This window comes from Shewanella sp. SG44-6, assembly GCF_014164185.1.
Taxonomy (GTDB): domain Bacteria; phylum Pseudomonadota; class Gammaproteobacteria; order Enterobacterales; family Shewanellaceae; genus Shewanella; species Shewanella vesiculosa.
In genome coordinates, this window is the sequence record NZ_JACJER010000138.1 from 1 (window position 1) to 11,708 (window position 11,708).

The 11,708-nt window shown below is 43.3% G+C and carries 9 protein-coding genes and 1 pseudogene; 3 read left to right on the forward strand and 7 right to left on the reverse strand.

Annotation, left to right across the window (positions count from 1 at the left end; translation table 11 throughout):
• From H5185_RS18520 to lexA, 6 genes are all read right to left on the reverse strand, one after another.
• Nucleotides 1-874: cytochrome c oxidase subunit 3 (locus tag H5185_RS18520; protein WP_124018269.1), on the reverse strand; the 874-nt coding region annotated here is incomplete at its 3' end.
• A complete protein-coding gene (locus tag H5185_RS18525) occupies nt 871-1,434 on the reverse strand; it encodes a cytochrome c oxidase assembly protein (RefSeq protein WP_124018270.1) in 564 nt (187 codons plus the stop codon). The genes H5185_RS18525 and H5185_RS18520, both read right to left, overlap by 4 nt.
• Nucleotide 1,435: 1 nt before the next feature.
• Nucleotides 1,436-3,028 carry a cytochrome c oxidase subunit I gene (gene ctaD, locus H5185_RS18530; RefSeq protein ID WP_182723024.1) on the reverse strand — a complete coding sequence of 531 codons (1,593 nt, stop codon included), beginning with the start codon at nt 3,026-3,028 and terminating at the stop codon, nt 1,436-1,438.
• A gap of 9 nt (nt 3,029-3,037) precedes the next feature.
• On the reverse strand, nt 3,038-4,627 hold the full coding sequence (gene coxB / locus H5185_RS18535; RefSeq protein ID WP_182742825.1) for a cytochrome c oxidase subunit II: 1,590 nt from the start codon (nt 4,625-4,627) through the stop codon (nt 3,038-3,040).
• 396 nt (nt 4,628-5,023) lie between these two features.
• On the reverse strand, nt 5,024-5,530 hold the full coding sequence (locus H5185_RS18540) for a cell division inhibitor SulA (protein WP_124018273.1): 507 nt from the start codon (nt 5,528-5,530) through the stop codon (nt 5,024-5,026).
• On the reverse strand, nt 5,527-6,141 hold the full coding sequence (gene lexA, locus H5185_RS18545) for a transcriptional repressor LexA (protein ID WP_124018274.1): 615 nt from the start codon (nt 6,139-6,141) through the stop codon (nt 5,527-5,529). The genes H5185_RS18540 and lexA overlap by 4 nt, the downstream gene beginning before the upstream one ends.
• Nucleotides 6,142-6,405: 264 nt before the next feature.
• On the opposite strand from lexA, the gene plsB reads away from it, so the two are divergent.
• The 3 genes from plsB (at nt 6,406) to H5185_RS18560 (ending at nt 10,629) form a co-directional block, all read left to right on the forward strand.
• Complete coding sequence (gene plsB, locus H5185_RS18550) at nt 6,406-8,829, forward strand: glycerol-3-phosphate 1-O-acyltransferase PlsB (RefSeq protein WP_182742826.1); 2,424 nt, start codon at nt 6,406-6,408, stop codon at nt 8,827-8,829.
• The gene (gene mtr, locus H5185_RS18555) at nt 8,829-10,085 is read left to right on the forward strand and encodes a tryptophan permease (protein ID WP_124018276.1); all 1,257 of its coding nucleotides are present in this window, start codon (nt 8,829-8,831) and stop codon (nt 10,083-10,085) included. The genes plsB and mtr overlap by 1 nt, the downstream gene beginning before the upstream one ends.
• Before the next feature lie 271 nt (nt 10,086-10,356).
• Complete coding sequence (locus H5185_RS18560; protein WP_124018277.1) at nt 10,357-10,629, forward strand: hypothetical protein; 273 nt, start codon at nt 10,357-10,359, stop codon at nt 10,627-10,629.
• 836 nt (nt 10,630-11,465) lie between these two features.
• Here H5185_RS18560 and H5185_RS18565 read toward each other — a convergent pair.
• A pseudogene (locus H5185_RS18565) lies at nt 11,466-11,708 on the reverse strand (hypothetical protein); the annotation flags it as partial.

Consider the following 11,708-nt stretch of genomic DNA (forward strand, 5'->3'; position numbering starts at 1 on the left):
ACAGCACATAAACAAAAATGAATAAGCATAGCCAAACCACATCAACGAAGTGCCAATACCAACTACCCGCTTGAAATGCGAAATGTTTATCGGGGGTAAAGTGACCCTTGATAATTCTGAGTAATAAAATAATCAAAAACAGGGTACCAATCGTCACGTGCATGCCGTGAAAACCGGTTAATAAAAAGAAGGTGTTACCGTACACTCCTGAAGATAGGGTTAGGCCCATTTCTTGATAGGCATGGCTGTATTCTTCGACCTGTAAACTGAGAAACGCAATCCCCAACATCACCGTTAACGCTAACCAGATGATCAACGGTTTACGATTGGCCTTTTCGAGATTGATATGGGAAAAATGCAAGGTAACCGATGAGGTTAACAGGATGATGGTGTTGATTAATGGCAAACCCGTCCATGGCATCGCCTCGGTTGCGCTACCATCAGGTGTTTTCACCAAAGGCCAAATTGCTTCAAAGGCAGGCCACAGTACCTCATGAGTCATGGCATTGTTCGATGCGCCACCAAGCCAAGGTACTGAAATCATACGTGCATAAAATAATGCGCCAAAAAAAGCCCCAAAAAACATAATCTCTGAAAAAATAAACCAGCTCATTCCTTGCCTAAATGAACGATCCATTTGTGGTGAGTAAAGCCCTGCCATTGATTCATCAATAACGGTTTTAAACCAACCAAAAATCATAAAGATAATCACGGCAAAACCAGTGATTAATATGTAACTTCCTGAGGTTTTTTCAGTGGCTAATTGTTGTACATAAGTGCCTGCGCCAAATGCAATTAAAAATAAGCCTATAGCACCGATTATCGGCCAAGCACTTTGGTTTGGCACATAATAAGTTTGATACTTTGTGGTCATTTTGCTGCTCCTTGCTCTACGACGATCGTCTGTTTATCGGTGATGTCATAGAGGGTATAAGAGAGAGTCAATGTATTAATAGACGCGGGTAAATCCGGGTCCACGTAGAAAATCAGTGGTAATTCTGCAGTTGCTGATGCGGCCAAGGGTTGTTGGTTAAAGCAAAAACATTCCGTTTTATTGAAGTACGCCGCTCCTTGTCCAGGTGATACTGAGGGGATTGCTTGGCCTACTGTGTCGTGTGCAGACAGGTTTTTAACCAAAAATTGTGCGTGAGTGAGCTCACCAGGATGCACGCTTATTTGGTTAACTTTAGGGCTAAATTCCCATGGCATATCTGACTGAACTTGGGTCACAAATTCAATGGTAACGGTACGGCTTTTATCAACCACTACCGCTTCATAGCTACTGGCGCTATTTTGGGTTTTGCCATTAATCCCCAATGTATCGCAGAGCACGTCATAAAGCGGTACCAATGCAAAACCAAACCCAAACATACCAATTGATCCAGCAATCAGCATGATTAATAACTTACGATTTGATTTTGTTGGCTGTGTCATCTCATTTTATCTCCGGCGGAGTGGTAAACGAGTGATATGGCGCTGGACTGGCAATGGTCCATTCCAAACCTTCTGCAGCTTCCCAAGGGTTATCGCCAGCCGGTTTGCCACCTTTGATACATTTGAGCACCACAGCGAGAAAAATAAACTGCGATAAACCAAATGCAAATCCACCAATCGAAACAATTTGATTCACATCGGCAAACTGTACTGCGTAATCTGGGATTCGACGAGGCATACCCGCCAAGCCTAAAAAGTGCATTGGGAAAAACAGCACGTTGACAGAGATCACTGAGCACCAAAAATGCCACTTGCCTAAGGTTTCGTTGTACATATTACCGGTCCATTTTGGCAGCCAATAATATGCCGCCGCCATAATGGAAAATATCGCCCCAGTCACCAGTACATAATGAAAATGCGCTACTACAAAGTAAGTGTCGTGATACTGAAAGTCAGCAGGGGTGATTGCCAGCATCAAACCGGAAAAGCCACCAATGGTAAACAGAATGATAAACGCCACCGCAAATAGCATTGGTGTTTCAAATGTCATCGAACCGCGCCACATGGTAGCAACCCAATTAAACACCTTAACCCCAGTAGGAACCGCAATTAGCATGGTGCAATACATGAAAAACAACTCGGCGAATACCGGCATGCCTGTGGTAAACATATGATGTGCCCATACTAAGAACGACAGTACAGCAATACTGGCCGTAGCGTAAACCATAGAGGAGTAGCCAAATAATTTCTTGCGGCTAAAGGTCGGTATAATGGCGGAGATAATGCCGAATGAGGGTAAAATCATGATGTAAACTTCTGGGTGACCGAAGAACCAGAAAATATGCTGGAACATCACTGGGTCACCGCCACCTGCAGCATCGAAAAAGCTGGTACCGAAAAACTTGTCGGTTAACACCATAGTCACTGCGCCTGCGAGCACTGGCATCACCGCAATTAATAAAAAGGCAGTAATTAACCAAGTCCACACAAACAAAGGCAGTTTCATCCATGTCATGCCAGGAGCGCGCAAGTTAACAATGGTTACGATAACGTTAATCGCGCCCATTATCGAGCTGATACCCATGATATGGATGGCGAATACAAATAGAGCGGTGCTATCAGGGCTATAAGTGGTTGATAGCGGTGCGTAGAATGTCCAACCAAAGTTAGGACCACCGCCTTCCATGAATAACGAACTGAGTAATATGGTAAACGCGAACGGTAAAATCCAAAAGCTCCAATTATTCATCCGCGGTAAAGCCATATCTGGTGCACCGATCATCATCGGAATTAACCAGTTAGCTAATCCGGTAAAAGCCGGCATCACTGCGCCAAATACCATGATAAGACCATGAACCGTGGTCATTTGATTAAAAAAGTTAGGTTCTACTAGCTGTAATCCAGGCTGAAATAACTCTGCCCGAATGACCATTGCCATGGCGCCACCAGTGAGAAACATAATAAAACTAAACCATAAGTACAGCGAACCGATATCTTTATGATTAGTTGTGAGTAGCCAGCGCATGAGCCCTTTCGGCGCTCCGTGATGATCATCATGAGCGGTAGCTAGTGTATCGTGCGTTGTTGTGCTCATTGTCTTCCCCTACTGTCCATGGCTAGCGACATCGGCAGGTTGCACCGCCTCGCCAGAATTATTGCCCCACGCATTGCGCTCATAAGTAATCACCGCAGCCATCTTTTGTGGGCTAAGTTGACTACTAAATGCCTGCATCGCGGTGCCTGGTTTACCGTGCATAACGATATCGATATGTCCGCTAACCGGTCCGGTAACCACAGGGCTGCCAATAAGTGAAGGGAAAGCGCCTGGCAAACCAGCACCAGTGGCTTGATGACATGCGGCGCAAGTGGTGACATAAACCTGCTCACCTTCAGTGATTAATTGCTCCAAGGTTAAGGTGGGCAGATCTTCAACGGCAACAACCTCTGGCGTTACAGCCTTTGCGACGGTTTCAAGAGCCTGAGTCGCTTTTTCTGTCGCAGTATTGGTGCTCTCAGTTGCTGTTGCGGCCATTGTGCTTTCAGTCTTATTTGCTTCAGTACTTGCTTCATTGCCGCCAGAGAAATTACTCACATCAGCAGCTTGAACAACATCACCGGTATTATTGCCCCAAGCATTACGCTCAAAGGTAATCACTGCGGCAATCTCTTGGGCGGTAAGTTGCTTGGCAAAGGCTTGCATTGCGGTTCCTGGTTTACCGTTTAAGACGATGTTGAGGTGACCTGCAACAGGGCCTTTTATGATAGGACTGCCAATTAGTGATGGGAATACACCTGGAAGGCCCGCACCATTAGGTTGGTGACAAGCGGCGCAACGAGCAAGATAGATCTGTTCGCCTTGGGTGGTTAACTCTTCAAGAGATAAGGTTTGTGACAGTGATGCAGCCGCCGCAGCAGCGGCATTACTGGCCAGTTGCTTTTGCTCTACTAACCAATTATCAAAATCTGTCTCTGATAATGCTTGCACCACAATTGGCATAAATCCATGGTCTTTACCGCACAATTCGGCACATTGGCCACGATAAATTCCTGGCTTATCAATGCGGGTCCATGCTTCATTAATAAAGCCTGGATTGGCATCTTTTTTAACCGCAAAAGCCGGAACCCACCATGAGTGGATCACATCATCTGATGTCATTAAAAAACGCACTTTTTGGTTAATGGGCAGTACGAGTGGTTTATCGACTTCAAGAAGATAATGCTCTCCTTTAGCCTCTATGCCATCGATTTGATCTCTGGGGGTCGATAATGTGCTGTAAAATTCGATGTCTTTATCAAAATAGCTGTAATGCCATTTCCACTGCGACCCAGTAATTTTGATGGTGAGATCCGCATTGCTGGGATCTTCCATGGCAATTAAGGTTTTAGTGGCTGGAATAGCCATGGCGATTAAGATAATGAAAGGAATGACGGTCCAAGCTATTTCCACTTTAGTACTTTCGTGAAAATTTGCCGCAACAGCGCCTTTTGATTTGCGATGGTAAATCATTGAATAAATCATGATCCCAAACACCACTAACCCAATGGCACAACAGATATAAAGTATCGTCATGTGGAGGCCATAAACCTTACCACTGATATCTGTCACGCCTTGAGTCATGTTGAGGGACATTTCTGATGCCCCAAGCGGAAGTGCTATAAACACCACCAGTAAACAATACCACCATTGCTTCACAAGACTGCTCCTCTGTTCATTGCAAATAGCAATTACAAAGAAAAGTCACACAGTAATTCTCTGCTCTATGCAAACTTTTCGGTTCCCGAAAAAAGTTTGATGACCTCAAAGTACCTTGGTGGCAGTAAACAGGTTGTTTACGGTTTTATTATTAGCGGTGCACCACGCTTGTACCTACTACTGAACTTATCAATATTGAGTTGGCTCATTTGTCTGAAAGTAATCTTAATCACTGTCATTCACGTCCAATTAAAGATGAATAATATTTCATCCTTGGGAACAACATTAGCTGTAGATTAAACATTGATCAAGATCACTTTGTTGGCTAATTGACTGAAAAAAGATGAAAAAAAAGCCCTGAATTCAATACAGGGCTTGGTAAGTAAGGGTTAATGCTTAGTGAAATGAGCAAAAATTACTTGTTCCATTTATTAATGTAGGGCTAACAAGTTGATGTTTGTGAGGTAAGTGAGCATTCACATCCTCAATTACCACACCTAAAGCCCGTGCACTTTTAGCTACAATTTCTAATCGACGACTATCACGAGCGTCAAGTGAGCTTGTCCAAGTGACGACAGCACTTGATGTTCCACTGGTAAGCGCTTTTTCCATCGCCCATAAGGTTTCGACTTCGTCTTTAGTGTGCACCAGTAAAATACGGTCCATTCTCACGCCAGCATTTGCCAGCATATGTTTATAGCCAATGTGTGGTGGGCTAATTAACACAATCCATCGACCTTGTTGGCTCAATGTGGCGAGTTGACTACACAATTGGCTCAACTCAGCTTCACCTTGGGTGACTGTTTGTAATGTGCGAATGGTTTGGTTGCCATGCAATTCTGTTTCAGCTAAATCTACCCATAAGCCTGGGTGACGTGGCGCGATGCCCATTAGTTTGTTCATAACCAATCTCCATTACGGATAACGCCAACGGCAAGCCCTTCGATGGTTAGGCTTTGGCAACTTAAATCAACTTTAATCGGGGTGTAATCGTCATTTTCTGCGTGCAGATAAATCACATTACCTTTTTGTTCAAATCGTTTTACGGTGACGTCATCATCAACACGCGCCACCACAACTTGGCCATTACGTGCTTGTTGCATTTTATGAACCGCGAGTAAGTCGCCTTCTAAAATACCGATGTTCTTCATGCTGTCACCACGAACGCGCAACAGAAAGTCTGCGGCAGGTTTAAACATGCTCGGGTCGACTTGATAATACTGTTCAACGTGCTCTTGAGCCAAAATAGGCTCACCAGCTGCAACTTGTCCAATCAGAGGCAAACCGGTTTCAATCTGTTCTTCATGAGGTAAGCGAATACCTCGAGAGGTTCCAGGCATGATCTCGATAAAGCCTTTTTTGGCTAATGCTTTTAAATGCTCTTCGGCAGCATTAGCACTTTTAAAGCCAAGACGTTTCGCAATTTCAGCACGAGTGGGTGGCATACCTGTTTCGGCGATATTGTTTTTAATTAAGTCTAATATTTCTGCTTGGCGCGGCGTTAACGGTCTCATGATGATTCCTGTCTTTTTATACAGTGACTGTCATTATATACAGTGTTTGTGTTCGTGCAAGTATTAACCAACTATTTTTTGTGTTTTATTGGTTTTTTGTAACTTAAATTAATGTTTTTATTCGTTATTATATATGTTTTATCTTGCACTATGTCTTAAAGTGAGAGCTTACACGTAAAGATAAGTCGGCCAGATAGTGTAAGCAGGGTGGTTTCTGGTATCCTATACGACAATATTACAATGGCTTATGTTGCGAAAATAACCATGTCAAAACCAGATTCAATATTTTTACAAGCATTAAAATGGGTTCAAAAATGGATGGTACAGACCATTGTGGTGCCCCATGATCCGTTTGATGACCTCAATATAGATCCGACCAAGCCCTTGGTTTATTTGATGAAAACGGAATCTATTAGTGATATTGCCGCCTTGAGCGAAATCACTGAAGGATTTGGTATGCCAAGTCCTTATGAGCCGTTACAGCTTGATGGTTTAAGAGTGCCTCGAGTGGTGTGTTTAGAGGGGCGTAAACCTCTATTTGGTAAACGTGAAAGTGGTGAGAAGTTCCTTAATTATTTTACCCGTTTATTATCGCTTCATAGTGAGAATGCTGACCTCGATATTCAATTAGTGCCAGTTTGTCTTTATTGGGGACGTACTCCTGGTAAGGAAGAAGACAGCATGAAAGCGGCTGTTTTTGAAAGAGAAAACCCAACTTGGTTACGTAAGTGGCTGATGATTTTATTTTTAGGGCGACATAATTTTGTGCAGTTTTCTAATGCGTTATCGCTGCGCCATATGGCTGATGAGCACGGTACAGATAAAAGAATTGCGCATAAATTAACTCGTGTCGCGCGAGTACATTTCCGTCGCCAACGTAAAGTTATGACAGGGCCACAATTACCTAATCGTCAAATGCTATTTGCCTCTTTATTAAAGTCAGATTCAATTAAAAAGGCTATTGAAGAAGAGGCGGTCAACAAAAAAGTATCTCCTGAAAAAGCCCGTGAAACTGCGATTGAATACCTTGATGAAATTGCCGCAGACTATTCAGATAGTTTAGTGCGCATTGCCGAGCGTTTTCTCACTTGGTTATGGAATAAATTATATAGCGGTATCAATATCAAAGGTGCTGAACAGGTAAGACAGCTTCACCATGATGGCCATGAAATTGTCTATGTGCCTTGTCATCGCAGCCATATGGATTACTTGTTGCTGTCATACATTTTGTATTATCAGGGTATGGTTCCGCCGCATATTGCGGCCGGTATTAACTTGAACTTTTGGCCAGCAGGGCCAATGTTCCGCCGTGGTGGAGCATTCTTCATCCGCCGCAGCTTTAATGGTAATAAACTGTATACCGCAGTATTTCGTGAGTATTTAGATCAGTTATTTGCTAAAGGTTATTCGGTTGAGTATTTCACCGAAGGTGGGCGTTCGCGTACAGGACGTTTACTTGCGCCTAAAACCGGCATGTTGGCAATGACCATAAACAGTGTACTACGCGGCATAGAGCGCCCAGTGACGTTAGTACCAGTGTATTTAGGTTATGATCATGTGATGGAAGTGGCCACTTACCACAAAGAATTAAGCGGCAAGAAAAAGAAAAAAGAATCTGTTTGGCAGTTATTTGGTGCGCTGCGTAAACTCGGTAATTTTGGCCAAGGTTATGTTAATTTTGGTGAGCCGATTAACTTACAGCACTTCTTAAATCAACAAGCGCCAGAATGGCGTAGCGAACTGGCGAAAGAGCCTGATCAAAAACCATCGTGGTTTACTCCATCGGTTAATTTACTCGCTAACCGCGTGATGACCAATATTAACGGTGCTGCCGCCGCGAGCTCGGTAACATTAACCAGTTTAGTGTTATTAGCCTCAGAGCAAAATGCATTAGAAAGAAGTCAGTTAGAACGCCAACTTGATCTGTATTTAGCCTTATTGAAAACCGTACCTTATACCGATTACGCATCGGTCGCCGAGGGTGATGGTAAGTCGATTGTTGATCATTGTTTGTCGTTAAATAAGTTTGTTAGTACCAAAGATTCTATTGGTGAGATTATTTCTGTTGATGAAAAAATTGCCATCACCATGAGTTATTACCGTAATAATATTATTCATTTAATGGCGATACCGTCATTAATTGCCAGTTGTTTATTGCGCTATGATGACTGCGATCGCGCGCGCATCCATGCCATCGTGATGGATTTTTATCCATTGCTGAAAGCAGAGTTATTTATGGGCATTGATGATGTGCCTAAATATGTTGATGGCGTTTTAGACTTTATGCTTGAGCAAGGTTTGTTGAGCGACAATGATAACTTTGTCATCACGCCTCGTCATATTACCCAAGTATTACTTCTGGCTGAAACGATCAGTGAGACCTTGCAGCGTTATGCCATTATCTTTAATTTACTGGCGATAAAGCCTGAGCTTGAACGTTCTGCTCTTGAAACCGACAGTCACTTGTTGGCCCAACGACTAGGCGCACTTCACGGGATTACCGCTCCAGAGTTTTATGACAAAAAACTGTATAACACCTTGAGTGTTAAGTTAAAAGAACTAGGTTACTTATGCAGTGTTGAACATCGTGACGAAGTGATCAGAATTCGAGATCATGCCAACAAGTTACTGAGTTCGTCAGTGAAACAAACCATAGTAGACAGTGTGGATGCGGAGCACGGACAATAATGGCAAACCATATGAATGCGGCCAAGCATCGCACTAGTGGTAAGTCAGTATTGGGTGGGGCGATGATCATTGCTGGCACTACAGTGGGTGCGGGAATGTTTTCCTTGCCAGTTGTTGGTGCAGGGATGTGGTTTGGTTACTCAATAGCGATGTTGCTCGGCGTCTGGTTTTGCATGCTAATGTCGGGTTTGCTGTTATTAGAAGCTAACTTGCATTTTGAACCCGGTGACAGTTTCGATACCTTAACTCGAGTAACCCTAGGGCAGTTTTGGCGAGTCATTAACGGCGTCTCTATAGCCTTTGTGTTGTACATTTTAACTTATGCCTATATCAGTGGTGGCGGATCGATTGTTAATCACAGTTTATCGGCATTGGGTGTCAGTCTACCTCAGAGTGTGGCAGGGTTAGTGTTTGCCGTGGTGCTGGCGCTAGTGGTATTTGTCAGTACTAAAGCGGTTGATCGCATTACCACCATCATGCTTGGTGGCATGGTCATTACCTTCTTCTTGGCCATTGGTAATTTATTGATCGATATCGATACCGTGAAACTGGTATCACCCGATGGTGAGTCGCGTTACTTACCTTATCTGCTTGCTGCGATTCCTTTTGGCTTAGCCAGTTTTGGTTATCACGGTAACGTACCCAGTTTAGTTAAATATTACGGTAAAGATGCTAAAACCATTGTTAAGGCAATCATTAGCGGAACCACAATCGCATTAGTGATTTATGTGTGTTGGTTAGTGGCAACTATGGGTAATATTCAGCGCAGCCAGTTTGCCGATGTTATTGCCCAAGGCGGTAATATTGGGGTGTTAGTTGCAGCATTGTCGGGTGTCATTGCCAGCCAATGGCTTGATAGCATGTTGACCCTGTTTGCCAATCTTGCCGTGGCATCATCATTTTTAGGTGTCACATTAGGTCTGTTTGACTACCTTGCAGATCTATTTGGTTTTGATGATTCGCGCACCGGACGGATTAAAACTGCAGCGGTTACGTTTATCCCGCCAACAATATTGGGCTTGCTGTTTCCGAATGGGTTTATCCTCGCTATTGGTTTTGCTGCACTTGCAGCCACCATATGGGCTGTGATTGTTCCAGCTTTGCTGGCTTATAAAGTGAGGCAGCAGTATCCCGATTATGTTGGCTTTAAGGTGCCAGGCGGAACGCCACTGATTGTGCTTGTGGTGTTGTTTGGGATAGTGACCGCAACATGTCACTTACTGGCAATGGCAGATATCTTACCGGTATTTAAATAACCGCAACTTGTTATAATCGAATCATAATTATTCAGAAAGCCTTCGTTTGAAGGCTTTTTTGTTTGTGACTATTCTGGCTGATGTTTAACAACCAATGGTATGTTGGTCAATAAGCTATTTGCTGGCATGATAGCAATAACCATATCCGTCAATTAGATGGTTTATGTTGCCGTTGATGATGCTGATACTTCAATTGCAAAGCGCTATTTTGGGCATCATCGTGGTATCTGTAATAGATACTCATTAAGTGTATTTAGGCAAGGATGAGCAAATGACACAGAATAACACCCAAGCTGAGTTGGCTAGAATTCATCGCAGTATGATGATAGTCGCCTTAATTGATTTCCCTGGAGCATTGTTGTTTGGTCTAGGAATTTACGGTTTAGTTGCCGGATTTGACCAAGATTTTTTACCTATACTCGCTAACCAAGCTGTCATTGTTAATATCATGTTGCTTTTAGGTGCTGTGATTATGGCGTGGGGCATGTTTCGCATGGTAATGCTTGCTCGTGAAAAGCAACTCATATTACAACAACGTAAGTGAGATATTGATTAACTTAACTTATTTGGTTCGGTTAAGTTTGATTGATCACATGATTTAATCGCTACTCACCACCTGCTGCAAGTGTGCTACAGGATAGCGAATGTCGCGATTACAAAGGTGTGATAGAGCGGCTTAGTGCTGACTTACTTTTGTCCATTTCTAAGTCAAGAAAACGAACTCGTTGTGCCTCAAAGTTTGTAGGCCTTCGAATGAAGGTTTGGCATTTTTATGTTTGGTTTAGTGGTGTTTAGCTGAGTGGGTGTTGGTTAAATGAGTTTGAAGCTTTTACCTTCATTGTAGTCAATCACCTGCAGTGGGCTTATGTGCAGATACTGCTTCGGGACGCTTTGCGCCATCCATGGCCGCTTAACGAAAACGTCCCTGTTTTCGATACCCTCAGTCGCATCTACACTGGATCATTCTATCTCTTCGATTTAGCTTCATTTGGTACGAATGTTAAGTCAAAAACTAACTTGGTTTTGCCCCCAAAGTTTGTAGGCCTGCTAATAAAGGTTTGGCATTTTTTATGTTTGGTTGAGTCGTGTTTAGCTGAGTGGGTGTTGGTTAAATGGGTTTTGAAGTTTGTACCTTCATTGTAGTCAATCACCTGCAGTGGGCTTATGTGCAGATACTGCTTCGGGACGCTTTGCGCCATCCATGGCCGCTTAACGAAAACGTCCCTGTTTTCGATACCCTCAGTTGCATCTACACTGGGTCATTCTATCTCTTCGATTTAGCTTCATTTGGTACAAATGTTAAGTTAAAAAACTTAACAGGTTTTGCCCCATTCCTTGCTAGGGATACCAATTCGCCGATTTCAACTTACTGAATAATTTTCAGTCTATTCGGGTAATAAAGGTTTGCTCGTCATCCACAAAAGCTACAAAGCCGCCGTGATAGATAAATACCCTACCACGCCCTTCAACTAAGCAGGCAAGCTGTGGGTCCAAATCATCTTCGTTACCCTGTCTTTGATATGTGCCGATATCGGTGATTACGCCGCTGAGAGTAGGCAAATATCTATAAGTTCGCTTTGCTTGATCAACCAGGTTCAATTCGCTGGCGGTAGAGAAGCAAGA